General features: G+C 64.2%; 29 protein-coding genes and 1 pseudogene. 11 read left to right on the top strand and 19 right to left on the bottom strand.

Annotation, left to right across the window (positions count from 1 at the left end):
- Positions 1-31: 31 nt before the first annotated feature.
- From M3I54_RS08175 to M3I54_RS08165, 3 genes are all read right to left on the bottom strand, one after another.
- Positions 32-673, bottom strand: coding sequence for a response regulator transcription factor (locus tag M3I54_RS08175; protein WP_254334591.1), 642 nt, complete (start codon positions 671-673; stop codon positions 32-34).
- Entirely contained in the window at positions 670-1,968 is a 1,299-nt protein-coding gene (locus M3I54_RS08170) for a PAS domain-containing sensor histidine kinase (protein WP_254334588.1), read from the bottom strand. Before M3I54_RS08170 ends, M3I54_RS08175 begins: the two co-directional genes overlap by 4 nt.
- A 608-nt stretch (positions 1,969-2,576) precedes the next feature.
- Positions 2,577-2,804 (bottom strand): hypothetical protein, encoded by a 228-nt coding sequence (locus M3I54_RS08165; protein ID WP_254334586.1) that lies wholly within the window; start codon positions 2,802-2,804, stop codon positions 2,577-2,579.
- A gap of 240 nt (positions 2,805-3,044) precedes the next feature.
- Here M3I54_RS08165 and M3I54_RS08160 point away from each other — a divergent pair, with 240 nt between their 5' ends.
- Both M3I54_RS08160 and M3I54_RS08155 read left to right on the top strand, forming a co-directional pair.
- A complete protein-coding gene (locus M3I54_RS08160) occupies positions 3,045-4,472 on the top strand; it encodes a DUF3300 domain-containing protein (protein WP_254334584.1) in 1,428 nt (475 codons plus the stop codon).
- A gap of 11 nt (positions 4,473-4,483) precedes the next feature.
- Positions 4,484-5,401 carry a DUF2950 domain-containing protein gene (locus M3I54_RS08155; protein ID WP_254334582.1) on the top strand — a complete coding sequence of 306 codons (918 nt, stop codon included), beginning with the start codon at positions 4,484-4,486 and terminating at the stop codon, positions 5,399-5,401.
- Between the two features lie 30 nt (positions 5,402-5,431).
- Here the strand turns inward: M3I54_RS08155 and M3I54_RS08150 are convergent, their stop codons facing one another.
- The 13 genes from M3I54_RS08150 to M3I54_RS08090 all read right to left on the bottom strand — a co-directional run bounded on the left by M3I54_RS08150 (position 5,432) and on the right by M3I54_RS08090 (position 16,541).
- Positions 5,432-6,265, bottom strand: coding sequence for a hypothetical protein (locus M3I54_RS08150; protein WP_254334580.1), 834 nt, complete (start codon positions 6,263-6,265; stop codon positions 5,432-5,434).
- A 19-nt stretch (positions 6,266-6,284) separates the two neighbouring features.
- Complete coding sequence (locus M3I54_RS08145; RefSeq protein WP_254334577.1) at positions 6,285-6,920, bottom strand: PqiC family protein; 636 nt, start codon at positions 6,918-6,920, stop codon at positions 6,285-6,287.
- Positions 6,917-8,542 (bottom strand): intermembrane transport protein PqiB, encoded by a 1,626-nt coding sequence (locus M3I54_RS08140; RefSeq protein ID WP_254334575.1) that lies wholly within the window; start codon positions 8,540-8,542, stop codon positions 6,917-6,919. Before M3I54_RS08140 ends, M3I54_RS08145 begins: the two co-directional genes overlap by 4 nt.
- A complete protein-coding gene (locus tag M3I54_RS08135) occupies positions 8,526-9,860 on the bottom strand; it encodes a paraquat-inducible protein A (protein ID WP_254334568.1) in 1,335 nt (444 codons plus the stop codon). The genes M3I54_RS08140 and M3I54_RS08135 overlap by 17 nt, the downstream gene beginning before the upstream one ends.
- A gap of 72 nt (positions 9,861-9,932) precedes the next feature.
- A complete protein-coding gene (locus M3I54_RS08130; protein WP_254334565.1) occupies positions 9,933-10,319 on the bottom strand; it encodes a response regulator transcription factor in 387 nt (128 codons plus the stop codon).
- Between the two features lie 96 nt (positions 10,320-10,415).
- Entirely contained in the window at positions 10,416-11,006 is a 591-nt protein-coding gene (locus M3I54_RS08125) for a copper-binding protein (protein WP_254334564.1), read from the bottom strand.
- Between the two features lie 12 nt (positions 11,007-11,018).
- Complete coding sequence (locus M3I54_RS08120; RefSeq protein WP_254334562.1) at positions 11,019-11,597, bottom strand: YSC84-related protein; 579 nt, start codon at positions 11,595-11,597, stop codon at positions 11,019-11,021.
- Positions 11,598-11,792: 195 nt separating this feature from the next.
- Entirely contained in the window at positions 11,793-12,212 is a 420-nt protein-coding gene (locus tag M3I54_RS08115; protein WP_375542117.1) for a glycine zipper family protein, read from the bottom strand.
- A gap of 360 nt (positions 12,213-12,572) precedes the next feature.
- The gene (locus M3I54_RS08110; protein ID WP_254334556.1) at positions 12,573-13,748 is read right to left on the bottom strand and encodes a porin; all 1,176 of its coding nucleotides are present in this window, start codon (positions 13,746-13,748) and stop codon (positions 12,573-12,575) included.
- Between the two features lie 187 nt (positions 13,749-13,935).
- On the bottom strand, positions 13,936-14,130 hold the full coding sequence (locus M3I54_RS08105; RefSeq protein WP_302058880.1) for a DUF3325 family protein: 195 nt from the start codon (positions 14,128-14,130) through the stop codon (positions 13,936-13,938).
- 22 nt (positions 14,131-14,152) lie between these two features.
- The gene (locus tag M3I54_RS08100) at positions 14,153-14,923 is read right to left on the bottom strand and encodes an SDR family oxidoreductase (protein ID WP_254334552.1); all 771 of its coding nucleotides are present in this window, start codon (positions 14,921-14,923) and stop codon (positions 14,153-14,155) included.
- 35 nt (positions 14,924-14,958) lie between these two features.
- The gene (locus tag M3I54_RS08095) at positions 14,959-15,810 is read right to left on the bottom strand and encodes an alpha/beta fold hydrolase (RefSeq protein WP_254334549.1); all 852 of its coding nucleotides are present in this window, start codon (positions 15,808-15,810) and stop codon (positions 14,959-14,961) included.
- Positions 15,807-16,541 carry an alpha/beta hydrolase gene (locus M3I54_RS08090; protein ID WP_254334548.1) on the bottom strand — a complete coding sequence of 245 codons (735 nt, stop codon included), beginning with the start codon at positions 16,539-16,541 and terminating at the stop codon, positions 15,807-15,809. Before M3I54_RS08090 ends, M3I54_RS08095 begins: the two co-directional genes overlap by 4 nt.
- A gap of 124 nt (positions 16,542-16,665) precedes the next feature.
- Between M3I54_RS08090 and M3I54_RS08085 the strand changes: the two genes are divergently transcribed.
- Together M3I54_RS08085 and M3I54_RS08080 are read left to right on the top strand one after the other, a co-directional pair.
- The gene (locus tag M3I54_RS08085) at positions 16,666-17,298 is read left to right on the top strand and encodes an ABATE domain-containing protein (RefSeq protein ID WP_254334547.1); all 633 of its coding nucleotides are present in this window, start codon (positions 16,666-16,668) and stop codon (positions 17,296-17,298) included.
- Between the two features lie 84 nt (positions 17,299-17,382).
- Positions 17,383-17,574, top strand: a complete 192-nt coding sequence (locus tag M3I54_RS08080; RefSeq protein WP_254334546.1) for a hypothetical protein — start codon at positions 17,383-17,385, stop codon at positions 17,572-17,574.
- A gap of 91 nt (positions 17,575-17,665) precedes the next feature.
- Here M3I54_RS08080 and M3I54_RS08075 read toward each other — a convergent pair whose 3' ends face one another.
- On the bottom strand, positions 17,666-18,325 hold the full coding sequence (locus M3I54_RS08075) for a glutathione S-transferase family protein (RefSeq protein ID WP_254334545.1): 660 nt from the start codon (positions 18,323-18,325) through the stop codon (positions 17,666-17,668).
- Between the two features lie 174 nt (positions 18,326-18,499).
- On the opposite strand from M3I54_RS08075, the pseudogene M3I54_RS08070 reads away from it, so the two are divergent.
- A pseudogene (locus M3I54_RS08070) lies at positions 18,500-18,743 on the top strand (hypothetical protein); the annotation flags it as partial.
- 17 nt (positions 18,744-18,760) lie between these two features.
- On the opposite strand, the gene M3I54_RS08065 reads toward M3I54_RS08070, so the two are convergent.
- The gene (locus M3I54_RS08065) at positions 18,761-19,618 is read right to left on the bottom strand and encodes an oxidoreductase (protein WP_254334544.1); all 858 of its coding nucleotides are present in this window, start codon (positions 19,616-19,618) and stop codon (positions 18,761-18,763) included.
- A gap of 120 nt (positions 19,619-19,738) precedes the next feature.
- Here M3I54_RS08065 and M3I54_RS08060 point away from each other — a divergent pair, with 120 nt between their 5' ends.
- The 3 genes from M3I54_RS08060 to M3I54_RS08050 are packed head-to-tail and all read left to right on the top strand — an operon-like array spanning position 19,739 to position 21,394.
- The gene (locus M3I54_RS08060; protein WP_254334543.1) at positions 19,739-20,671 is read left to right on the top strand and encodes a LysR family transcriptional regulator; all 933 of its coding nucleotides are present in this window, start codon (positions 19,739-19,741) and stop codon (positions 20,669-20,671) included.
- Positions 20,672-20,709: 38 nt separating this feature from the next.
- Positions 20,710-20,925, top strand: coding sequence for a DUF3820 family protein (locus tag M3I54_RS08055; protein WP_254334541.1), 216 nt, complete (start codon positions 20,710-20,712; stop codon positions 20,923-20,925).
- Positions 20,926-20,983: 58 nt separating this feature from the next.
- A complete protein-coding gene (locus M3I54_RS08050; protein ID WP_254334538.1) occupies positions 20,984-21,394 on the top strand; it encodes a VOC family protein in 411 nt (136 codons plus the stop codon).
- Positions 21,395-21,444: 50 nt separating this feature from the next.
- On the opposite strand, the gene M3I54_RS08045 is transcribed toward M3I54_RS08050, so the two are convergent.
- Positions 21,445-22,728, bottom strand: coding sequence for an adenylosuccinate synthase (locus M3I54_RS08045; RefSeq protein WP_254334536.1), 1,284 nt, complete (start codon positions 22,726-22,728; stop codon positions 21,445-21,447).
- A gap of 144 nt (positions 22,729-22,872) precedes the next feature.
- Here M3I54_RS08045 and gcvA point away from each other — a divergent pair, with 144 nt between their 5' ends.
- From gcvA to M3I54_RS08030, 3 genes are all read left to right on the top strand, one after another.
- Positions 22,873-23,772: a transcriptional regulator GcvA gene (gene gcvA, locus M3I54_RS08040; RefSeq protein WP_254334534.1), complete on the top strand. Its 900-nt coding sequence runs from the start codon at positions 22,873-22,875 to the stop codon at positions 23,770-23,772.
- Positions 23,773-23,903: 131 nt separating this feature from the next.
- Complete coding sequence (locus tag M3I54_RS08035; RefSeq protein ID WP_254334533.1) at positions 23,904-24,215, top strand: winged helix-turn-helix transcriptional regulator; 312 nt, start codon at positions 23,904-23,906, stop codon at positions 24,213-24,215.
- Positions 24,216-24,346: 131 nt separating this feature from the next.
- Positions 24,347-25,738 (top strand): MFS transporter, encoded by a 1,392-nt coding sequence (locus M3I54_RS08030; protein ID WP_254334531.1) that lies wholly within the window; start codon positions 24,347-24,349, stop codon positions 25,736-25,738.
- Positions 25,739-25,871: the final 133 nt, after the last annotated feature.

Genomic DNA, 25,871 nt, shown 5'->3' with positions numbered 1-25,871 from the left:
CGCGTGCCCTGCCCCTTAACGCCTCAGCCTCTCAGCCCGTATGCGGAAGCGGATGCAGCTCAGGAGCGTCGGAATCGAACGTGGTCATGAGGCGCACCAGATCGGCAAGCGAGTTCGCTTTCATCTTTTCCATGACGCGCGCCCGGTGAATCTTGATCGTTTTCTCCGCCGCGCCCAACTCGTCGGCCACGAGCTTGTTGGGCCGGCCAGTCACCACGAGCGCCATGACCTCGCGCTCGCGCGGCGTGAGCTTTTCCACTCGACGCTGGATCTCCGCGCGCTGCTCGCGTTGTTCGAACAGATGGCAGGCGCGCTCGAGCGCGCGCGACGTGGCTTCGAATAGCACCCGCGCGTCGATCGGCTTCGTCAGGAAATCCGATGCGCCGGCCTTCATCGCCTGCACCGCCGTATTCATGTCGCCGTGAGCCGAAACGAACACGATTGGCACCCTGCCTTCGAGCCGCTGCTGCAATTCGATGCCGCTCAAGTCTGGCAACTGGAGATCGAGCAGCAGGCACGCCGGCGCGCTCGTCAGAGCCGCGCCGTCCAGGAAGGCGCTGGCGCTGCCGTAGCCCTCTGCCGTGTAGCCGCCGGATCGCAGCAAACGGCATAGTGCGTTGCGAACGTGCTCGTCGTCGTCCACGACGAACACGATGGAAGTTGGCGAGTTCATGGTGAAAAACGCGTATTCGTCTGTGCGCACGCGCCCTCCGCGGGAAGTTCGATATGAAATGTCAGGCCGCTATCGGCGTTGCGCTCGGCCCATAGCTGGCCGCCGTGCGCCATGACGATGGTGCGGCTGATGGAGAGGCCAAGGCCCAGCCCTTGCGGCTTGGACGTCATGAACGGCTTGAACAGCGTGACGAGCCGGTCGGCATCGACACCCGGCCCGTGATCGCGGATGGCGAGGCGCACCTTGCCGCGATCCTCGCTAGCCGTGACGGCGATGCACACCCGGCGATCTTCCGCGCGGCAGTCGTGCACCGCATCGAGCGCGTTCAATAGCAGATTGACGAGCACCTGCTGCAGTTGAACCGCATCGCCGTGGACTTGCGGCAGGCCGTCTTCGATTCGCGCCCCAACTGCCGCGCCACAGGTTTCCGTCTCGCGGCGCAGCAGCCGAACCACGTCGCGCACCAGGCTGCCGACATCGACCGGGCACAGTTCGGGCGGCTCGCAGCGCGCGGACTGGCGCATCTTGCGGATGATCGCGTGTGCACGCGTGCTATCGGACACAACCTCGCCCAGCAATTCCCGCAGGTCGCTCATGGCCGGCGGGCTCTGGGCGAGAAACCGCTGCGCCGCCTGCGCGTTGCTGAGAATGGCCGTGAGCGGCTGGTCGACTTCGTGCGCGAGCGCGGCGGCCATGTCGCCCACTTCGGACGCCCGTTCGCGACGCAGCCGGCGTGGTTCGTTGCTGGGCTCCGCGGGCGTCGTGTCGTGACTTTCCGGTTCGATGACGACCACCATGCGCGCCGCGGGGCCAGCGGCGAGCGACGCCGAAGCGCTCACATGCACGTCGATATCGGCGCCGTTCTTCGCCCGCGCGATGGCCACACGCGTCACGCTATGCGGCCGGCCTTGCTCGGTCTTCAACGCGGCGAACGATACAGGGCGCTCATCCTTTCGCCAGGCCACGAGCACGGCCTCGATACGCATGCCGATCAATTCGCCCAAGGCGTAGCCGAGTACCCGCGTAGCCATGCCATTCGCCCAGGCAATGCTGCCCGCTTCGTCGATCACCAGCGCCGCCGCGGGCACGACTTCGAGGACGCTGTGCAGGCTTTGTGCAATGGCTTGCGTGGCCTGCGCCGATACGTCGCCGGTCCTGCGCGCGGCCAACGCCTTCGCGTTCGGGAGACTACGTGGCTTGATCCTGTCGAGCCACGCCAGCAGGCTGGCCGCTGCGTGCTCGGCTCTCGATCTGTTCAGTTTTAGTTTTTCGTTCCCCAGGTCTGCCCTGATCACGGTGTCCTCCGACTACGCTGCCCTGCTCGGGCCTGCGAAACGTTTCAAACGCTTCAGCGCCTAAGCGGGGCGGATTTGACGAGCACCAGAATTCCGGCCGTTTGTGGGGCAGGTTGCGCCCCAATACTGACTACCGCCTGCTTTTGATTTTTGAAGAACGCTCCTGCAATTGCGGCGAATGAGTCAGTCATTGATGAAAAGAATAGATGGGATCATGGTTGCGGAACCGCGTCGCTGTACGCTTTCACCGCGCGTTTATTATATGAAAGAAATTGCCGACGATTAGTCCCGCGCGCAATTGTTTTCGATAATCCTTTCCGCATACATCGCCATTCAGGCGCCCTTGGCCTTGAATACGCTTACCCTGTCTTATATACACTGACTATTTGCCGGAAATATTTGCGAACGTCTTCTTGGATTTCGATAACGGCTCGCGCTATCACTTCTATTCAATATGAATAGCGACCCAGCTCTTTGTCGCGCGAATTATCTATTCTGTTTTTTATGAAATAGCCGCAGCCATTATTTCGAATTGGAAACATCTTAAATGGCCGTGCACGAACCGTCACACTTTCAGCGCGTGGCGGCTCGTTCGGTGCCGTTGCCAATCAAGGCGCCGAAGCTGGCGCCGCTGCGCTCGCCGCATGATGCTGCGTCGCGTTTTGCTGACCATGTTGCTGGGACTGGTTCGAGCGGGCCTTGTGCTCCGCTTTGCGCTGCACGTCCCGCATCTGCTTCGTACCCATCGTTCCCGCTTGCGCAAATACTTCAGACATGAAAACGGGCGCACACAGCAGGAGCGCCATCGCACACGGCGCAGCAAAACGCATTTTCATTCTGGACCTCCAGGTATCGGCGCTGCCAGCCTCGACGAACGAATAGAATCGTTGCGCCGCCGTTCCGGTGTCAATAGGACTCTGGTCCGATTGCCAGCACAGAGCGGCTTACCAGACTATACCTGTGGGCCTCCCCGCCTCGCCACTCTCGAAAAAGAATGCGCGTGCACGCGCTCGCCCCTTCACGTTGTCGCTATCCGTTCCGCAGTCCGGTTGAGCAAACGAATGGAAGGATCGGCCATGACCTCATGGATCAAACAACGCACGTCCACGGTCTGCCTGCTCGTGCTCGCGTTGCTCCTGGCAGGCGCCCAGGCGGTGCGAGCGCAAGACGCGCCGCCGCCCGCCCCCTACAAACCCGAAGAGCTGGAGGCGCTCGTCGCGCCCATTGCGCTCTATCCCGATTCGGTGCTGGCGCAAGTGCTGATGGCATCGACTTACCCGCTGGAGATCGTGCACGCGGCCCGCTGGGTCAAGGAGCACCCGAAGGTGAAGGGCGACGACGCCGTAAAGGCCGTGCAGGACCAGCCGTGGGACACGAGCGTGAAATCGCTCGTCGCGTTCCCGCAGGCGCTCGAACCGATGAACGACAAACTCGACTGGACCCAGAAGCTCGGTGACGCGTTCCTCGCCCAGGAAAAGGATGTGCTCGCTGCGGTGCAGCGCCTGCGTGCACGCGCACAGGACTCGGGCAACCTGAAGAGCAACGAACAGCAAAAGGTCGTGGTCGAACAGCCGCCCGCGCAAGGCGGCCAGACCGTTGTGAAGATCGAGCCTGCCAATCCCGAGGTGATCTACGTGCCCGCGTACAACCCCACGGTCGTGTACGGCGCGTGGAGCTACCCGGCTTACCCGCCGTACGCCTGGCCACCCTCTCCCGCTTATTATCCGGGCGGCGCGCTGATGACCGGCTTCGCATGGGGCGTCGGGCTCGCCGCCGCGGGCGCGATCTTCAGCGACTGCAACTGGGGCGGCGGCGACGTCAACATCAACGTGGACAAGGCGCGAAACGTCAATCGCAATTTCGACAGCACGAAGGTCCAGGGAGGCAAGTGGCAGCACGATTCGAGCCATCGCCAGGGCGTTGCATACCGTGACAATGCTACGCGCGAGAAATTCGGCAACAACGTGGCGGGCGCCGACGGCCGCCGCGACTATCGCGGCCGCAACGGCCAGAACGGCCAGAACGGCGCCAGCGTGGCCGACCGCGCCGGCAACCGCGGCGGCGGCGCAGGCGGCCAGGGCCTGGGCAATGGAAACCGCGGGAATCAGGGCAATCGCGGCGGCGCGGGCAATAACGCGAGTGTCGGCAATCGCGCGAACATCGCCGACAACGGGGCGGCAGGTAATCGCGGGAACGTCGGCAATAACGGTGCCGGCGGCAATCGCGGGAACATCGGCAATAACGGTGCAGGCGGCAATCGCGGCGGCATGGGCAACAATGCCGGCGCGAGCAATCGCGTGAGCACCGGGGCAGGCGGCGGTGGCGGCAGCTACGGCGGCGGAGGCGGTCGTGATGGCGCCTTCCAGGGTGTAGGCAGCGGCGGCGCCACCCAGCGCGACGCGAGCCGCGGCCGCTCCAGCGTGCAGTCCTCAGGGTTCAATCGTCCGAGCGGCGGCGGCGGTATGCGCGGCGGTGCCGGCGGTCGTGGCGGCGGCAGACGCTAGGGAGAACGGCCATGAACAGACATGAGTTCCTCCGTCCGGCTGCATCGGCAGCAATCGCAGCGGCTATCGCCATCGCACTCCTCACGTTCGCGCCGCGGCCTTGCGCGGCTGCCGGGCAAAACACCTTCTCTACGCCCGACGCGGCGATGACCGCGTTCGGCGACGCCGTGGCCGGCAACGACGAGGCGGAACTTCGCACACTTTTTGGCGCAGATTTCCGCCAGCTCATACCACCGGTTGGCGCAGAGATCCGCGACAAATTCCTGAGTGAATGGAAGGCCTCACACACCATTCAGGATACCGATGCAACTCATGCGGTCATCGCCGTCGGCGACGACGGCTGGACCTTTCCGGTCCCACTCGTCAAAACCGCTCAGGGCTGGCACTTCGACACGCACGCCGGTGTCGAGGAAATACGCGTGCGCCGCATTGGCCGCAACGAGCTTGGCGTGATGCAGACGCTGCTCGCGATCTACGATGCGCAACGCGAATATGCGCAGACGTATCACGACGGCAGCAACATGCTGGTCTACGCCAGCAAGCTCGCGAGTTCGCCAGGCAAGCAGGACGGCCTGTACTGGCCGACCGGCCCCGACGCCACGCCGAGCCCGCTCGGCGTCGCATTCGCCACGGCAGGCGCGCGCAACGCCGAAAACGCGGGTTACTACGGCTACCACTACAAGCTGCTGACCTCACAGGGTCCGCACGCGCCGGGCGGCTCGTATAACTACATGGTCCACGACAAGCTGTTCGGCGGCTTTGGCGTCGTTGCGTGGCCGGTGCGGTACGGCGACACGGGTATCAAGACATTCATGGTGAGCCACGACGGCCAGGTCTACGAGCGCGATCTCGGCCCGGATGGCGCGGCGAAAGCCGAAGCGATGACGTCCTTCGATCCGGGCCCGGGCTGGTCGAAGGCTTCGCCTTGACGCGCAACACCGACGCAGCGCCGCTGCGTGTCAAGGCGCGTGCGCGGGTTCGGGGGCAGACGATCGCACCGGCGCGTCTTCGCCGAGCATGTAGAGCAATAGCGCGTCGCGATCGGGTCCGCTCATCGCCGCCGTCGATCGCATGAGCACGGCGCTCGCCCAGCAGATGTCGGCCATCGTGGCGCCAGGCCCGCCGTTCGTGACGCGCTCGAGCCGCGCCACGGATTGCGGATCGCCAGCGAGGGCCGCATTCACCGCGTCGTCCAGATGCCGCAACGCCCTCTCGTACGCCACGGGCGTGGGCAGCGTGAGCGGCGCGGCAAGCACGGAACGGATTACCACGCGATAAAGCAACGAGAAATATTCGGCCGTGTCGGCATCGCTCATGCTCCCGATCGAAATGTGCTCGGCAATGTCCTGCACGCTCGCCATGCCCTGGCAATCGCCGCGCGCCGCACGGCCCATGTACTTCGCGAGCAGCGTGAAGTATGCCATTCGATCTTGCGGCGTCAGGCGCGCAATGCCGCTGCGGATCAGGCGCTCGCGCGCCGCGTCGTCGCGCAGCCGCGATTCGAGGCCCGCCATGCCGCCGGGCACGGCGACCGCTACGGCCGGGTCCGCACGCAGCCGGTAGAACCAGGCTTCGACGATGCGCGCCTTGATCGTCTCCTGCTCCACGCCGGCCTCGCGCAAGGCAACCGCGCTCTGCGCGGACGTTGGCTCAGCGGGTGCGACAACGTAATCGAGCACCGCGAAGAGTCCCGCCGGCGTGTCCTCGTTGCGCGGCACGCTGCCAGACGCATCGTGGCCTGCCAACGCCAGCGCCGTGGTCAGCGCGAGCAACGCACAACGCAACGTCTTCATGAGATCCCGCGTGGCGCGCTCACTCCGTCGCACTGCCAACCGTTGCGTGGTCCGCGCGAATCGCGGCGGCAATGTCCGCGCTGATGGTGGCCAGTGCGCGATCGTGCGCGTCGACGAGCGCGCCATAGTCCTGGCTCGTCAACCGCTCGTGCGCCACCGTGTGCCCGAGCGTCAGAGCCTGATGACCGGGCGGGCGCACGACCCATTGCGCGTCGATCGTCACCGAGTCTCCCAGTACGCTGTCAATGCGCGTGATATCCACGCGAACGCGCCAGACCGGCGGGGTGGCCGCGCCTGCGTCGACGGTCGAAACGCGCGCCGTACCGAGCTGCTGCGCAAGGTCCGCGGCAACGACGCGCCCGATGTCCAGTTTGAGCGGCGTGGCCCAGCGCGCAAACTCGTTCAGCTCGATCGTGTTGTCCGGGTTGCGCGTGACGATTTGCGGCCGGTCCACCATGTCGGGCACGGTCACGGGACCGACGACGACATCGAGCGCAGCAGCGTTCGTTGGCACGTCGGGCGATGTGCCGGACGTCGCGGTGCTCGCTTCGTCGGCGCGCAGCGCATAGAACGTGGGCGACGGCGAGGAGCAGCCGGCGAGGCACGCCATCGCGGCGGCGAGAACGGTAAGCAAGGTCACGTTGCGGCGGTTCACTGCTTGCCTCCTGGTTTGCCCTGCACCACGGCCTCGGGATGGCGCTCGAGATAATCCGTGAGCATGCGCACGGACGCGGCGGTGCGGGCCAGTTCACGCATGGCGTCGCTCGTGTTCTGCTGGAGCTGGGAGTCGGGCTGCAAGGCGTCGGTGGCCGAGTTGAGCGTGGATTGTGCCGCCGAGAGCGTATCGTGCGCCTGCGGCACGACGTCGGTGCCAAGCTTCGCCATCACGTCGTTCGCGCTTTGCAGCGTGCGCTGCGCACTCGCGCCGATTGCGTCGAACGGAATGCCGTTTAGCTTCGCGAGCAGCCGCGTGAGCGAATCCTGCAGCGACTGCAACGTGCGCGGCACCGTCGGCATCTCTGCTGGAGTTCTCGACCAGTCGATTGTGGCCTTCGGCGCGTCCGGGAAGACGTCGAACGCGACGTAGAGCTGTCCCGTGAGCGGATTACCCGAGCGCAGCTGGAACCGGAAGCCGCTGGCAACCAGGAATTCGGCAAGCTGGCGCGGTTGCGACGTGAGGCGTCCGGTCGGCTTACCTTTCTCGAAGCGCGACGTAAAGCGCTCCGGATACAGGTTGATTTCAACAGGAATGCTGAACTGTCTCTTGACCGGATCGAAGCGCGTGTAGATACGTGTGACCTCGCCGATCACGACGCCGCGGAAATCGACGGGCGCGCCCACGGTCAGCCCGCGTACCGAATCGTAGAACGTCACGACGTAGGTGTCGACAATGCGGTCATGCTCCTTCATCGAGTCGGCGTGCGTGGCGTAAAGCTCGAACTTCGAGTCGGCGTCGGCCTCGGGCGATTCAGTGTCCGCGTCGGCGTCGGGCGTTTCGAACGCCACGCCGCCAATGAGCAGCGACACCACGGACTGCGTGTTGATCTGCACGCCGTCCGGGCTGAGCGAGACGTCGAGCCCGCTCGCGTGCCAGAAGCGCGTATCGCTGCGCACGAACCTGTCGTAGGGCGCGTTCACGAACACATGCAGCGTCACGCCCTTGCCGTTCGGGTCCATTTCATAGGAAGCGACCTGCCCGACCTGAAGACGGCGGAAAAACACGGGCGAGCCGACATCGAGCGAGCCCATGTTCACGCCGTGCAGCACGAATTCGCGCCCCGGAATGTCGCTCGGGATCACAGGCGGGACTTCGAGCCCCACGAAGTCGTGGCGCATTTTGCTGGAGTTGCCTTCATCCATGCCGACGAAAGAGCCCGAGAGCAGCGTGCCCAGGCCCGAAACCGTGCCGCCCGAAATACGCGGGCGCACGACCCAGAAGCGCGTGTTATCGACGAGCATGCTCGCCGCATCTTTCACAAGCTCGCCCGTCGCGATCACACGCTTGTGATCAGGCGAGAGCGTGACCGCCTTCACCACGCCGATATCGACGTCCTTGTATTTGATCTTCGTTTTGCCGGCTTCGAGGCCGTCGCCGGTCTTGAAGCTGATCGTGATGGTCGGCCCTTCCTCGATGACTGCCTTGGCGGCAAGCCAGCCGCCAATGAGCACCGCGACGATCGGCACGAGCCATACGACCTGCATGCGCCAGCGCGAGCCATGCACCGGCTTCGCCTCGGGCAGGTCCGGCAAGGAATTGTCGTTACCGGGCGCTGCCATTTTCGCGCTCCATCGCATCCCAGATGAGACGCGGGTCGAACATGTTCGCGGCGAACATCGTGAGGATCACGACGGCGCCGAAAGCGATCGCGGCGGGCCCCGCCTTGATCGTGGCGAGTGCGTTGAACTGCACCAGCGCGACGAGCATCGTGATGACGTAGATGTCGAGCATCGACCATCGGCCGACCAGCTCGATCAGCCGGTAGATGCGCGTGCGCTGCTCGGGCAGCCACGTCCAGCGGCGTTGCGTGGACCACGTCAGATACGAAAGCCCGAGAATCTTCAGCATGGGCACGGCGACGCTGGCAATGAACACGAGCAGCGCGAGCGGCCAGGAACCCGACACCCACAGATACACCACGCCGCTCATGATCGTGTCCTTCTGCGTGCCGAATAGCGAACTCGTATCCATGACGGGCAGCACGTTCGCAGGCACGTACAGCACGATCGCCGCGACCAGCAGCGCCCACGTGCGCGACAGGCTCGCGACCTTGCGCAGATGCAGCGCGCTGCCGCAGCGCGGGCACGTCGCCGCATGCGCGGCCGCCGGCATGCGCGCGAGCAGCCCGCACGCATGGCAGCGCGCGATGCCGCACGCGGCGCCCGTGAGCGGGCCTGCAGCGTGCTTGCCTCGCGCTCTGGCCTCCTCGCCAGACGCGAAGTTCGTTGCCACGTTTGGCGCGTCGGCCACCTTAACCGCGCTGGCCGGCTGCTTCGCGCGCGCCACGCGCGACCAGAACTGGCGCGCGTCGAACGCCGCGCTCGCGCCCGCGAGCACCAGCATCAACGCGCCAAACGACCACAATGCAACGCCCGTCACGACCGTTGCGATATGGGACAGCTTCACGAGCGCGACCAGCAGACCGAGTATCAGCACCTCGGTCATGCCCCAGGGCCGTGCGGTGTACATCAGGCGAAACAGGAGGGGCGCCTGCCAGGGCGCGCGGTTGATCGCAAGCGGCACGAGGAGGGCGAGCAGGCACGCGACCTGCATGCCCGGCATGAGGATCGTCGTGGCGAATACCAGCGCCGCGATGGGCCACATGCCGTCGACATAGAGAATCTCGACCGAATGCCACAGCGTCGTGCGTACGAGATTGCCGTTCACCGAGAGCCCGACGATCGGATACAAATTGGAAATGACGAACAGCACGAGCGCGCCCAACGCGAACGCGAGCGCACGCCCGAGGCTTTCCGGAAGATCCCGCTCCAGTTCGGCGTTGCAGCGCAGGCAGCGCAGCGTGCCACCGGGCGGGCAAGGCGCACCGCGCTGCATGAGATCGCAGTCGTGGCAAACAAGAAGCTCTGCGCGGTTCATTGCGGGGCCTCCCTGGATCCGGTCGTGGCGTGGTCGCTGCATCGTCGCTGTACCGATTCGGCATGCCGGGCATCAGCCTGGCGGCGGCACGCCAAGCACCGCATGGACCGCGCCTATGAGCGCGGAGTCGTCGAACGGCTTGCGCAGGTACGCAACCGCGCCGGCCGCCTGGGCCTGCTCGCGCACGCGCGCATCGTCATGCGCCGTAATGACGATGCACTGGATACCGGTGCCGCCCAGGCGGCGCTGCACCTCGATACCGTTGATGCCCGGCATCTGGATGTCGAGGACCACGCACGTCGGCGCGTGAGGCGCCGCAGCCGCCAGCGCGTCGAGAAAGGCCTCGCCGCTGGTGTACACGTCGGAGTCGATGCCGACCGACTTCAACAGGCGCTGGATCGCTCGCCCGACCGACTCCTCGTCGTCGACGACGGCCACGGATCGTGTCACGTTGTTCATATGACTTCGCGTTCGGTTACCGATGAGGACAGCCAGACCAGCGCCGCCGTGCGCGCCGACCGGCATCCTGAGTGCAAGCGGCTGCCCCATGCGCGGCTACTTGTGTTGTGCAGGCTTGACGGATACGGCGAACGCTTCCGTATACACTGCCTCGACCTGATCGCCGACCTGCACGCTTGCAAGCTGTTGGGGATCCTCGACCCGCAGGTCCATCGTCCCGCCTTCGGGTCCCATCAAGGTGACAGTTTGCGTTTTGGCGTCGACGGCCACGACATTCGCCGTGACCTTCACCTCACGCCCGACCATGCCGCCGGGCTTCTCGCCGGCAGCCGCGCGCGCGACCTTCGGCGTTTCCTGTACCGAGGTCTCGCCGTCGCCTCCCTTCTTCAGGCTCAGCGTGAGGGATTCCTTATAGGTCATCGTCACGACATCGCCGACCTTTAGTTGGTCGAAGTTTCTGACTTCCGGTCCCAGTTCGGCTTCCACCATCTTGCCGTCGTGACGCTTGAGCGTGACGGTGCGGGTATCGGCGTCGATCTTCGCAATGGTCGCCGTCACCTTGTGCATGCCGGTGACGGTTGCCTTGCCCGGCTCGTGCGTCACGTTTGCCGTCGTCTGGCCCTGGGCCGCGGCCAGCTGCGCCGCGGCAACGAAGGCTGCCGAAACAACCCACTTGAGGTACGACATCGCGACCTCCTGTTACAGATCGAGCTTCGTCACCTTGGTGCCGGCGACCGACGCATCGGCCATGATGCCCGTATTGGTCATCACGATCGCCTGGACTGGCGCTGTTGCGGTTCTCGTGTCGATCTGCCCATTCGCACCGACCTTGACGAGCGCAACGGCAACGTCACCGCCAACCGACCAGCCCTTCGAGTTGCGGAACTTGTCGAGCGAGTCCTGGGTCATGAAGAGAAAGATCACGGCGGTCGACTGCACCCCTGCCTGCAAACCGAACGAAGCGGCGGCCGTGCTGTAGTACCCGACCGTCGATCCGCCTACGCGCAACGCACCCTGGCCATATGACCCGCCAATAATGAACGCTGCCTTCCCGACCGAAGGAAACACCAGCACGCCTTGCGACTTGGAAACGAGTTCCTGCGAGCCCGGGACAGTCGAGAACAGCCGGGACATCGTGCCGTCCACGGCCGCATCGATCTCCTGGCGTTTCGCCGCGTCGGTCGCGCCGCTCGTCCCACTGCTCGTCGTCGTGCTGCAACCCGCAACGGTCAGCCCAGCCGCGGCCGCCGCCGTAAGCACAAAAATCCGTCGCTTCATTGTTGTCCTCCATTGAGTTTAGACAGCCCGGACACGGCACTCACGCATGCGGATCGAACGTCACGCGGGAATGAGACGTTGCTCGCACATCGTTGCTAAGCGTTGCTCGTCGTTGACTTACATAGTCTCAGACGCGGCGCACAAGACAAATCGGACCTTGGTCTTACGCTGCCCCGAGCCACAGCGCGCACCGCGCTACTGCACGGTGTAGCCGCGCCCTTGCATGCACGCGGCAAAGGCACGGTTGAACGTGTCGATTGCGCCCTGCTGCTGTTGCTGGGCGTTCGCCTGCTGAGCACGACGGTCCTGCCGCGCGCGCGCGCCGCCCACCATCGTTCCGGCCGTAGCGCCTACTGCCGCACCCCTGCCCGCGTCGCCCGTAATCGCGCCGATCACCGCGCCGCCCGCCGCGCCGCGCGCCGCGCCCTGGACACGTTGGCCGCCGCCCACGGCCGGGCCCGAAGGCGGCGGTGGCGTCGACGCAACCTGCTTCGGGTCGATACCCGTGTTGCTTTTCGCCCACGAGTAGCACGCCGATTCGTCCGCATGCTGTTGCTGCGCGCTCTGCCCTTTCGCCGGATAGGCAATAGGCGTTGTTGCCTGCGCGGCACTCATCAAGAGCAGTATGGCGGCGCACAGGGCGCCAGTCCGACCATTTATATAGGTATCCATATCAACTCCTTGAGCGCGTGCGAGAGCGCGCCGATGACGCCTGCTGCTATCGGCGGGAGGTTGGGAAGCGACAGTCGTGCTGGCGGCACGACGCCCGAATGCGGGGCAAACACCGCGCCGCACGACCGGCGCAGTGTTCTGTTCAATGATGTGGGAGCGGCACAGCGAAGGCAATCAGACCATGGTCCTACCGTCACTCACTGCGGCTGGCAGGCGCCATGACGCGCCTGCCGACGCACCGGCCGGAACGGCCATGCGGTGCGGCGGGCGCAGAAGAAGGGCTGTGGCAGATGCTGCGGGAGATCAGAACTTGTGGCGGATGCCGAGGCTCACCATGATTTGCGAACTCGAGCTGCCGTTCAGCCCATAGTCCGCTACGGAAGCGACCGCCGTGGTCAGGATGGAGCCCGTTGCCGTCGGCACACGCTGCGTGCCGTTGGCGTGCTGCCACGCACCGACGAGGTACAGATCGGTACGCTTGGAGAGGTTGTAATCGCCACCCAGCGAGAGCTGGTTATAGGTCGCCGAGGTATCGCCCGCGCTGTGAGTCCACGTATAACCGATACCGACCAGGGACGCCGGTGTGATCGCATAGTTCACGAAGCCGGCGGCAACGTTGTAGCGCTGGTTCGATGGGAAAAGCGATTGCGCATCGGCCTTGTATTGCGCGTTGCTATACCGGCCGCCGAACGTCCACGGTCCGGCCACGTACTGCAGGGCAACGGAACCAATGCCGACCCACTTGGCGGTTTCATAAGCGAGGTTCTGGTAACCGCCGTCGAAGGTGCCGTCCGAAGTGCTGGTCCAGCCGGTGCGAGGAATCGTGGAGTTGGCGTTAGTCATACGGACGTAGCCCGCCGCGACGCTGAACGCGCCAGTCACATAGCTCGCCGCCGCCGACCAGGTCTGCTGCGAACCGGTCGCGCCCGCGACGCCGCCGAACGCATACATGCCTTCGACCTGGAAGCCCGCGAATTGCGGCGAGAGATACTTGATCGCATTGTTCGTACGAGAGCTGTTGTCGTTGTTGTCGACGTCGCCCGGCGTGGTGAAGGTGCTGCCCCAGTAATTGTCTGCGGTAAGCGGCTGGACCATGTCGACGACCGGGTCGTACTGGCGACCCAGTGTCAGCGTGCCGTACTGCTGGTGCGTCAATCCTACGAAGGCTTGACGGCCAAATAGCAAGGTATTGCCGTTGTAGCTGCCCATCTTGCCGCTATTGATGTCGAATCCGCTTTCGAGCTGGAAGATCGCTTTCAGGCCGCCGCCCAGATCCTCCGTTCCCTTCAGCCCCCAGCGGGACCCTTGCAGATTGCCACCTTGCATCCGATACAGGTTATTGCCCTGAGCGTCGGCGTTGTGGACGAACTGAAAGGCTTCGTCGATCACGCCATACAGGGTGACGCTGCTTTGCGCTTGAGCAACCGGCGCCAACATGGAAAGCGGAACAGGAAGCAACATAAGCGCAAGCTTTTTCATGTTTGCACCTCCTTCACGCACCGGGGTAATCGGTATTCCTATATTAGTCGCTTGCTTCGGTGTGAAATTGGTTCCGTTGTCGGCGCAAGACACCCGATGCGGCACTGATGACGGCCGGCGCTCTGTAACCGCAGCTTAAATAAAGCGTTGAAATCGGCATGTTTGCAAATCCAGTGATGCCCTTCCATTACCGCGCCGACATCCGTTGCGCACAAACAATCAGGAGTCCATACACGAGGCCTGCTGCCAGGCTCGTACAACCGCTATACCAGACGAGACCAGGCGTCCACCCCTTCCCAGCCACCGCCAGCCACAGTGCAACGAACAACTCGCACCATCCGGCACAGCGCAAAACGCGGGAGACCGTGGCGCGCCGGAGCAGGAACGAGCGCGCCTCGAAACGCTCAGATCGACTTGACCTCGCCGCCGTCCATCCTCAGCGTGGTGCCGGTCATCCAGTGCGCGCCGGGCGATACGATGAACGCCATCAGCTCGGCAATTTCCTCGGGGGTGCCGTAGCGCGCAATACCTGCTTCGGCCGGGAATTTCGCCGTGGCTTCCTCGACGCTCATATCATGCAGCGGCGCCCAGTGCTCCAGATACGACTGGCGGCGACCCGTCATCACGGGGCCGGGCAGCACGCTGTTGACCTGCACGCCGTCCGCGATACCGCGGTCCGAAAAGGCCTTCGCTAGCGCGACGATCGCTGCGTTGATCGTGCCCACGGCCGCATAGGGCGCCTTCGGAAACACGGCCGAATTGCCCGACATCAGCACGACCGCGCCCGAGCTGGCCTTCAGCGCCGGCCACGCTTCGATCGTCAAACGTCGCGCACCGTGCAGTTTGAGCGCGAGACCGCGCTCCCATTGCTCGTCGGTCATTTCGAACAGATCGATCTGCGGCACTGCGCCCGCAATGTTGAGCAGAGCGTCGATACGACCGTACGCCGCGAGCGTTTGCTCCACCACATGCCGCTCGGCATCGGCGAGCGAGAGATCGATGTCGATGACTAGCGCCTCTGCGCCCGCATCCCTCACCTGCGCGGCGGTCTCTTCGAGCTGCTCGCGGTTGCGCGCCACCACGGCTATAGCGTCGAAGTCACGTGCCAGCCTCACGGCCGTCGAACGGCCAATGCCCTGGCTTGCGCCCGTTACGATTGCGACTTTGCCGACCACCTTCCCGCTCCTCATTCGATCAGTATTGCCAACCATCATGCGAGAAATTCCGCAATCGCTGTGGCGATCTCGTCGGCGTGCGTTTCCAGCGCGAAGTGGCCGGTATCGAAAAAGCGCACCACGGCTTGCGGCAAATCACGCTTGAATGCCTCTGCACCCGCGGGCAGGAAGAACGGATCGTTCTTGCCCCACACGGCGAGAAAGGGCGGACGATGCGTGCGGAAATACGCCTGAAACGCGGGGTAGAGCGCAACGTTGTTCCGATAGTCGCGGAACAGGTCGAGCTGGATCTCGTGCGCGCCGGGGCGGTTCATATAGTAGTCGTCGAGCGAATAGCCGTCCGGCGACACCGCCGACGCATCGGGTACGCCGTGCGTGTATTGCCAGATCGTCGCTTCGCGCGCGAGCAGCGCGCGCAGCGCGTCGCGGTTGGCAGGCGACGGGTCCTGCCAGTAGGCGCGAATCGGATTCCAGCCGTCGCTCAGGCCTTCCTCGTACGCGTTGCCGTTTTGCGAAATGATCGCCGTGATGCGCTCGGGATGCGCGAGCGCGAGGCGAAAGCCCGTGGGCGCGCCGTAGTCGAACACGTACACCGCGAACCGGTCGAAGCCGATGCGCTCGGTGAAGCGCTCCATCACATTCGCGATGTTCTCGAACGTGTACGCGAATTGGCCCCGGTCGGGCAAGTCCGATTGACCGAAGCCCGGCAGATCCGGCGCGACGATATGAAAGCGGTCGGCGAGCTTCGGAATGAGGTCGCGGAACATGTGACCGGAACTCGGAAAGCCGTGCAATAGCAGGAGCTTCGGCGCATCGACGCGCCCGGCTTCCCGGTAGAACACGTTGAAGCCGTCGACATCGGCGCGGCGGTAGGTAATGGCAGTCATGGGTTGCTCCAGAGGTGAACGGAAAACCGCGCGTTTAGCGCGAAGAGACGGACCGAACGGCTTCGGCGATAACCTCGGCCTACGGCATCGGGCGCCGTGACGCTCGGCGTGTGATCGACTTCATGGGCGCGCATCTGGGCGTTCATCCGGCTTGCCATGAAGCGCTGCGTGTCGGGGTCGACCATGCGGTCCTCGCCCGCGACGAGAAACCAGGCCGGCCGGTCTCTCCATAGCGGCCGCGCCACCGCTTCGCCAATACACGCCGCCGCAATCGGGCGCTGGATCGCGGCAAGCGCAGCTGCCTCCTGCGCAGTGGCGTGCTGCGCGAACGCGTTCGCAAACGCCTCCTGCGGCAGCCAGATCCAGCCGTGCCGGTCGGGCGCGAGTCGCGGCGCCTGCGGGTGCGCCTTCCCGCGATAGAACACGTCGGCCACGGTTTCGCCTTCGTCGGGCGCGAGCGCCGCCACGTACACCAGCGCTGCGACATTCGCGGCGCGCGTCGCGCCGATCACGGCCCCCGCGTACGCGTGACCGGCCAGCACGACTGGCCCCTCGACCCGTTCGAGCGTGCGCTCGAGTGCCGCCACATCGTCCCCCAGCGAAGCGAGCGGAAGCGGGGCTGCCACTGCCTCGATGCCCAGCCGGTTTAGCCGCTCGATCACCTTGCTCCAGCTCGAGCCATCCGCCCATGCGCCGTGCGCCAGCACGACGCTCGTTTTACCGTGAGACATGCTCCGCTCCTTGTGTAACCGTTTTGATGATGTTTTAGAGGTTACTTACCAGAGGCGTAACTTGTCAAGGACGTTTTTGATGGTTACACTGAATGCACCCTGATTCCCCTTTTGTGGCAAGAAAATGGACTACCGTCCAATCCCTGCGATATTCGTGGCCGACGCGCCGGGGCTCGACTTCCTGAACTCGGTTGCAACACCGGTGGACGTGCCCATCGACTGGATCGCCGACGGCGAAGGTTTGCTGTCCTGGCTCGAACAGGCGGGCATGGTCCCTGCGCCGGCGCTTGCCGCCATGCCCGCGCAGTTCACCACGGCCGAGTTCGACACCGTCGCGGGCGAGGCGCGCGCGCTACGCGAATGGTTCAGGCGCTTCGTGCGGGAAAGAAAAGGCCGGCCGCTCGCCAGCGCCGATTTGGGCGAACTCGCGCCGCTCAATGATTTGCTTGCGCGCGACGACCGGTATGGCGAAGTCGTTGCGGCCGGCGTTGAAGGCGCAGCGGTGTTCGAATACCGCGTGAATCGCCGCTGGAAAACGCCGGATTCGCTCTTGATGCCAATAGCCGAGGCGCTCGCGAAACTCGTCTGCGAGCAAGATTTCACGCACGTGAAAGCCTGCGAAGGCCCGAAATGCACGCTGCTCTTCGCCGATCACACACGCGGGCACGCGCGCCGCTGGTGCAGCATGGCGATCTGCGGGAATCGCGCGAAAGTTGCCGCGCACCGCAAACGGCTCAAGGAGCGCGAAGGCGCTTAGGGCCGATTCACGCTAACAACAGGTGTGGGCCCCAGGCGCGAGCCTTGCGGGATCTGGCGGACCTACCGGAATGGGAGAGGAACGATGACCGCCAGCACCCCAAAGCCCCATGAAAATGGCGCCAGCAAAGCCAACGAAAACCAGCAGCAGAAACACACCGAGCACAGCGACGACAAGCGCAGCGCCATGCCCGAGCGCGATGACAAGTCGCGCAAGCAGTCGCCCGCCGACCGCCCCGGCAAGCAGTCCGGCGAAGGGGAGCCTTCGGTGGGTTGATTTCGTTGTCTGCACAGCGAAAGAGGCTCGCATCGCGCAAGCCTCTCTCGCATTCCTGCCTCGCATACTTCGTATACCTTATCGAATCACGTCAGTCACGATCCGGCGCGCCGAGCGGAAAGAGCGGACGATACGGCCGCGCCTCGTTCACGGCCCGCGCGTATGAAGGCCGCGCGAGCAGGCGCTCGCGATAGGCGCGCAGTACGGGATAAGTCGGGGCAATGCGATGCGTCCAGTCCGCATAGAAAAGCGACGAAGACGCGGCGCAGTCCGCCATCGTATAGACCTCGCCCGCTGCCCACGTTTTGCCCGCGAGGTGGCCTTCGAGCCATGTGTAAGCGAGCTCGAGCTTTTCCTCCGCGAAGGCGCGCCCTTCGTCGCGCCTGGCCGGGTCGCCGGTCAACGCGCCGTCCACGGCGCGTTGACCGGGCGTCATGACATGCAGGTCGAAGAAGCGGTCGAGAAAGCGCACGTCGAGCGCGGTCATGGGATCGGCGGGCAGCAGGCGCACCGGCCCGGGATGCGCGAGCTGCAGGTATTCGATGATGATGCTTGTTTCCACCACGTTGCGCTCGCCGTCGACGAGCACCGGGAACTTGCGTAGCGGCCAGCGTTGCAGCCACTGCGCCGTATGCTCGGGCGAATCCGGACCGATGCCGCGGAACTCGAAAGGCGTGTTGTTCTCATACAGCGCAATGAGCACTTTCTGCGTGTACGAGGAAAACGGATGACCATATAGCGCGAGCGACATCGTTGAGTCTCCTGGTTCGAGCCGGGGGCAAGTCGTTGAACCATGCACCGGCTGCATGCGGATTGCAAGCGTTGCCAAGGAACTGCAGCGGCGCATGTTCGGGGAACTGTACATGGCCGCGGCCACATGCATGACGTATCGTGGACCGGCGCGGCTCCCTCTTTTCCTTTCGATATGCTCGACATCCTCGGAAAAGCATCGTCCATCAACGTTCGCAAGGTGCTCTGGACCTGTGTCGAATTGAACCTTCCCTTCGAGCGTGAGGATGGACTGGCAGGCAACCGACCTGAACCGTTCGTGGAGCTACGCATTTCTCGGCGTGGCCAGAGCGTCGCCGGCTCACCAGGCAACGAGCGAAATTACGCTTTCCATCGAGAACTGGACCCGGCATATGCGTATTCTCGTCGCTTGCCTGCAACCGCGCGTCGTGGGCACTCAGGCAGCGAAGTCAGTCGATGTCGACAGATCCTTCCACGTCTGCGTTTCCTGCGTCACGTAAGCGTTTTTCGCAGCGATGGCAGCGAGCGTGTCCGTGCCGAGCGGAAGGCGCAACGGCGGGTTCGACGCGTCGACGAGCGTGATCAACGCGGCGGCCAGCTTCGTCGGGTCGCCGGGCTGGTTGTGATTCATTTGCACGGCCTTGCGTCGAACTGCACCCGAGGTTTCGTCGTAGTCATCGATCACGTCCGGCGCGACGACCAGCGAGGAGGCATCCAGAAAGTCGGTACGGAAATAGCCCGGCTCAACAACGGTTGCGTGAATGCCTAGCGGCTTCAACTCCGCATGCAACGCTTCCGTAATGCCTTCGACGGCGAACTTCGTCGACGAGTACACGCCAAATCCGGCCGCGGCGCGATAGCCGCCAATCGATGAAATATTGATCACGTGACCCGAGCGGTTTGCGCGCATCGTCGGCAACACAGCACGCGTGACGTTCAGCAGGCCGAATACATTCGTGTCGTACATGCGGCGCACGTCCTTGTCGGCGGATTCTTCCACTGCGCCCAGCAGACCGAAGCCGGCGTTGTTGACCAGCACGTCGACGCGGCCGAATCTTTCAACCGCCGCCTGCACTGCCGCCTTTGCCTGCGCCTCGTCGGTGACGTCCAGCGCAACCGGCAGCAACGCAGCCGGCTCTCCAAGACGCTCGACGATGGCCCGGACGTTACGTCCGGCGGCCACGACCGCGTTGCCGTCCGCGAGCGCCGCTTCGGCAATCAATGCGCCAATGCCACGCGACGCGCCAGTGATGAACCATACGCGCTTGAAGCCAGCTTGTTGGGCGTCAGCCATGATGTCTCTCCTACGTGTGTGATGAGGTGATGCCATGGTAGGCGCGGCGATTGACACAAACTAGCCGTATATTACTGGCGTGATAATCAACGCTTATTTGCGAATTGGGGCGCCCCGGAAATGAACGAGATTCGTGCGATCACCACGTTCGTGCGCGCCGCGGCGCTCGGAAGCCTGCGTGGCGCGGCAGTCGATCAAGGCATCTCGCCGCAGGCCGCGAGCCATGCGGTGATGCAACTGGAGAAGGAGCTGGGCGTGCGGCTCTTTCACCGGACCACGCGCAAGCTGAGCCTGACAGAAGAAGGCCGACGGCTTCTCGAGAGTGTGGAGCCGGCGCTCGCCATTCTGTCGTCTGCGCTCGACGAGGCGCGGCGCTCGAAAGAAGACGTGGCCGGCATGCTGCGCGTTAGCGCGCCGCGCGCATTCGGGCTCCCGGTCCTGTGGCCCTACTTCGAGGAATTCCAGCGGCTTTATCAGAACGTGCAACTCGAAGTGCAACTCGACGATCAGTTCACGGATCTCGTAACCGACCGCTCCGATGTGGGATTTCGCGGTGGACCGCCGCCTTCGGGCGGCTCGATTGCCCGCCGGCTGGTGCCGATTCAGCTGATCGTGTGCGCATCGCCGGAATATATCGAGCGCAACGGCGCGCCGCAGACCATTGAAGAGCTCGCTCAACATCGCTGCACCGGGTACCGGCGTGCCAACACGGGCAAGCTCGCGCAGTGGCAGTTCCGTCTCGGCGACGAGATCGTCTATCGCGACGTGCCCGCTGCCATCTGCGTGAATGACACAGAACTGGAAACGCAGGCTGTGCTTTCGGGTCTCGGCATCGGGCAGTTGGGCAGCTTCAATGCCACGACGCATATCCGAAGCGGACGACTCATTCCGTTATTGATGCAGCACGTCACCGAATACGGCACGATCTATATCTACTACAAGCATCGAACCGAACAGTCCCTGCGCGTGAGGACGTTCATCGACTTCATGGCTGAGCGCGTGGCCGGCAACCGAAACTTTTTCCTCGATCCGTCCGAGCTCCGCGCGGGGTAGCATTCGCGCGCAAACGCCAGGCCGTGCACAATACCGTCATGCAAGCCCAAGACCTCGAACGCCTTGTCACCCTCACCATGCCCTTCGGCAAATACAAGGGCCGACTCATTGCCGACCTGCCCGGGCATTACCTCAACTGGTTCGCCCGCGAAGGGTTCCCGCCGGGCGAGATCGGCCGGCTGCTCGCGCTGATGCACGAGATGGACCATAACGGCCTGAAGGGCTTGCTCGAGCCGCTGCGCAAGCGCGGCTAGCGCCAAACCGGCACCCGGTGGACAATGCCCGTGCGAATCTCTTGCGAGGCTGCCCAGCATGGCGAAATTTCAGCCCGATGGATGGCATACCGTCACGCCCCGAATCGTCGTACGGGACGCGGAGAACCTGATCACCTTCATCAAGACGGTGTTTCAGGCACAGGGCGCATTCCGCCACGGGCTGCCAGCCGAAATCAGGATCGGCGATTCCGTCGTGATGGTTAGCGGCTCAGACGGTCTTCGCGATCCGATGCCGGCATTCCTGTATGTCTACGTTCAGGACACCGATTCGACCTACCAGCGAGCGATTGCGGCGAATGCGATCTCGCTCGAGGTACCGGCCGACCTGCCATACGGCGACAGGCGCGCAATGGTCAGAGATCCGTGGGGAAACACCTGGCAGATCGCCACCCATCAGCGCGACCTCTCGGTTGCCGAGATCCGTTCAAGGATGGCCAGCGAAGGTTAGGCCGATATGCGCGCCTGCCATGAGCCGCCGGTCGAACCCATGCCATTCGCTTACGCGAATGGGGGTTGCAGGACAATTGCATCGTCGCGTTCAGGGCCGGTGGTGACCATCGCCGCGGGAACGCCGACTTCGTCCTGGATCGCTTCGATCAGCGCCGCTGCCCGAGGCGGCAGGTCGCCATATGAGCGGACGCCGCGGGTCGAACCGGCCCAGCCATCGAAGCGCCTGAGAACCGGCTGCAGACGCTGCTGCTCGGCGTTCGTGGATGGCATGTAGTCGATGCGCGCCCCATCGAGCATATAGCCCACACAGAGCTGCACCGACTCGAAGCCATCGAGCACATCGAGCTTGGTCAGCGCGAGCTGGTTGATGCCCGCGACTTTGCAGCTTTGACGCAGTTGCACGGTGTCCAGCCAACCGCAGCGGCGCGGGCGACCGGTGTTGACCCCGTACTCGCCGCCGCGCTGCCGGAGCACGTCGCCGAGCGCTCCGTCCAGTTCCGACGTGAACGGGCCTTCGCCAACACGCGTTGCATAGACCTTGCTGACGCCAAGCACCCGCCCCAGTTGCGACGGGGCAATGCCGGCGCCGCTGGCCGCGCCGGCGGCGATGGTGCTCGACGACGTCACGTAGGGGTAGCTGCCCCAATCCACGTCGAGCATGACCGCTTGCGAGCCTTCGAATACCACGCGTTTGCCCGACGCATGGGCCTGGTCGAGCTGTTCCCAGACGCGGCCCACGAACGGCAGGATTCGCGGCGCCATGGCAAGCAGGCCGCTCAACATCGGGTCGCGCGGGAATGGCTCCTGGCCCGAACCGCGCAGCCAGGCGTTATGGTGCTCGAGCAAAGCGTCGAGCTTCTGGGCCAGCAGATCCGGTTCGGCCAGGTCGCACACGCGCAGGCCGCGCCGTCCAACCTTGTCCTCGTAGGCCGGACCAATGCCGCGCAAGGTGGTGCCGAGCGGCTTCGCGCGCATCCGTTCCTGGGCAGCGTCGATCGCGCGATGCACCGGCAGAACCAGCGTGGCCGTCTCGGCGATCTGCAGCACCTCCGGCGTGACGCGGATGCCCATCGCCGCCATACGGTCGATCTCCGCGAGCAGCGCCTCCGGATCGAGCGCGACACCATTGCCGATCAGGCCAAGCTTCCCGCGCACGACGCCGCTGGGAAGCAGCGCCAGTTTGTAGGTTCTGCCGTCCACTACCAGCGTGTGCCCGGCGTTGTGCCCACCGTTGTAACGGACGACGATATCCGCCTTCTCCGCGAGCCAATCCACGATCCGGCCCTTTCCCTCATCGCCCCACTGCGCGCCGACCACGACGACATTCGACATGCGAGATTTCTCCTGGTGAGTTAATCGAACAGATCCAGCACCGGAACTGCTGTAAAGGGGCTCAATATAGGGCTACGCTGCTGCCACGAAAAGCGATGTAAACTCACCGAACTTGTCAGGAAAAGTCACATAGGAATCGAGTTGATGTCTCGTCGTCTGCCGCCGTTGAACGCCCTGCGCGTATTCGAAGCCGCCGCCAGGGCGGAGAGCTTTTCCATGGCGGCCGAGGAGCTTTGCGTGACGCACGGGGCCGTTAGCCGACAAGTTCGGCAATTGGAGGACTGGCTTGGACTCGACCTGTTTGAGCGTCGCGGCCGAAGGGTCGTATTGACCGCGTCGGGGCGCGCTTACCTGGCCGAGGTATCGGCGGCGCTGGACCGCATCGCGCTGGCGACCAGTGAGCAACTTCGGGCCACGCGCGCGCAGATCGTGAGGGTCAACGCGCCAACGACGTTCGCGTTGCGCTGGCTATTGCCGCAGCTTTCCAGCTTCCAGCTGACCAATCCGGCGGTGGAGGTCCGGCTGACGACTTCGGACGAGCCAATCGAAAAGCTCGGCGACGAGTGCGATGTGGCGATTCGCGGCAGCGAGCAGAAGTCAGCAGGGTATGCGGTCAAGGAGTTTTTATCGGAAGTCCGACTACCGGTGTGCTCACCCAAGGTGCTGGAATCTCACCCGATACGCAGTGTTTCGGACCTGGCGCACCACACCCTGCTTCACACGGCGACCTATCCCGGCCTTTGGGCGGAATGGCTTGCGGCGAGCGGTAACCCAGGGCTTGCCGCTCGCCATTCCCGGCAACTGGATCACTTTTATTTGACCCTGCAAGCCGCCATTGATGGTCTTGGGATTGCAATGGGTCCTACCGCGCTTGTCGCGCTCGACGTCAAAGAGGGCCGTCTCGTGTTTCCGTTCGATGGTCCCGCCTTACCGGCATGGCGCTACTGCAGCTATGTCCGCGAAGCACGCCTCGACGATCCTGCTATCGATACCTTTCTGACGTGGTTGCGCGAACTCGGCCATCGCTTTTCACATCATGCGTAGCGCTGGATTGGCGCATCGCATGTTCCCGCGCTCGCTGGTTGACAGCCAGGATTCGATGCTTTAAAAAGTAAAGCATGAAAATTCCACGACCAGGACAACCCGTTCGCGGCTCGACAACCGGACGGCCGATCATGGTCGTGCTGGACCTGCTCGGGCGGCGTACCGCACTGCGGATACTGTGGGAACTCCGCGGCGAGGCGTTGACGTTTCGCGCGCTCCAGGAAGCCTGCGACACCAATGCCCGCTTGCTCAATACGCGGCTCGCGGAATTGAGGGCGTCCGGTCTCGTCGAGCACGGCGACGGCGGTTATCGGATGACCGCCGAAGGCAGGAAGCTCGAGGCCGCATTGCAGCCGCTGCTGGCCTGGGCGCGTCAGTGGGCCGAGCGCGATCCGGAAGGGTTTGAAGCCGCTGATCCCGATTACGCACACCGCGAGGCGTAATTCGCGGTTTCTAATGCAACGGACGGCTCGAATCATTCGAAGGCTTGGCCGTTGGCATCGTTTCGAGCAAGTTCCGGTACGCCTTGGCGCCACATGCGAGCCACGTTCCGGACGACCCAGGGAGTTGAACGATGTTGCACAACGTGAACCATCTCCGCTGGAAGATTGTGGCATTGCTCGTTGCGCCACTGACGTTCGTGATGACGCTCGACCGCACGGCCATGGCTGTCGCAGCCCCGACGATCCAGAACGAACTGGGCCTGTCGATCGTCGAGATGTCGATGATTCTCACGATCTACTTCTGGGCCTATGCAATCGGGCAGATACCGGCCGGCCGCGCTGCCGAACGCTTCGGGTCGCGCAAGGTGCTGTTCGGCACGAGTGCGCTCTGGTCGCTCATGATGCTCGCCACGCCCTTGGGCACCTCGTTCGCGTGGCTCTTCGGGTGCCGACTCGTGCTGGGCGGGGCGCAGTCGGCGGACTGGTCGAGCAGTGTCGTCGCACTCAAGCGCTGGGTTCCGGCCAGCGAGCGCGCAAAAGGCAACGCGCTGCTGCTCGCAGGACTCTATCTTGGCCCGATCATTTCGGCGCCGCTTACGGCGTGGACCATCGCGCGGTTCGGCTGGCATACCGTTTTCTACGGATTCGGCGTACTGGGCCTGCTGCTCGGCGCGATCTGGTGGTTCGGCTACCGCGACACGCCGGCGGCACATCCGCTCATCACGAAGGCAGAGGTCGAGTACATTGCGGCCGGCCAGCCACCCGAGCGCGCGGCGGCCAGGGGTGCGCTCAGGCGCTGTCTGAGGCAGTGGCGCTTCTGGGTCTTCGGTGTCCAGTACTTCCTGCTGGTGCTGATCCAGAGCTTCTATACGACGTGGCTGCCAACGTACCTCATGCGCGCGCGCGGGCTCTCGCTCAAGGCGATGGGTCTGTACGCATCGTTGCCCTGGGTTGCCGTGTTTGTGGCGGTATTCGTCGCGGGGGCGTTCAGCGACTGGCTGCTTCGAAAGACAGGCTCGATCTATCGGGCGCGCACGCCCGTTGCGATGACTGGATTCCTCGTGAGCGCGCTCGCATTAACGGCGGCCTCGCGAGCGGATTCGATTGCGATGGTCATCGGTTTGCTGTGCCTGTCCTTTGCCGCGGTGGGATTCGTGCAGGTGGTCGTGTGGTCTGCCACGCAGGATCTCGGGCGCGCGTTTGCCGGTGTCATGTCGGGCTGGACGAACGTGTGGGGGGCCCTCTCGAACGTCGCGGGTCCCATGACGCTGGCTTTGGTCGTCAAGGTCACGCATAGCTGGGGAAGCGGCATGATCGTGATCGGCGCGGCGGCCGCCTGCGGTGCGCTGCTATGGCTGTTCGTGCACCCCGAGCGCCCCTTGCTCGGTGACGAGGCGGCCGGACCGCCGGCGCCCGTGGAAACGGGCGCGGCAACAGAGTCAGCCGGGAACGCAGGGGTTTCGCGCAATGACGCGCGCGAGACCGATGCCGATGCCGGACAGGTGTCCGAGCAGGACGGCTGAAACCATACGTCGTTGTCTTCGCGAAGCCGCTGAACGCGAGAACGCTGGTTCGGTGCGGCAACGAATGGGGGCCTGTCGCCCCTTCTCGGACGCTCGACATCTTCCGGTGATCGGACTGAGGCAAAATAACCGA

It is taken from the genome of Paraburkholderia sp. CNPSo 3274 (assembly GCF_024206475.1).
Taxonomy (GTDB): domain Bacteria; phylum Pseudomonadota; class Gammaproteobacteria; order Burkholderiales; family Burkholderiaceae; genus Paraburkholderia.
Note: the sequence above shows the minus strand (reverse complement) of the source record. Positions and strands in the feature narration are given on the sequence as shown.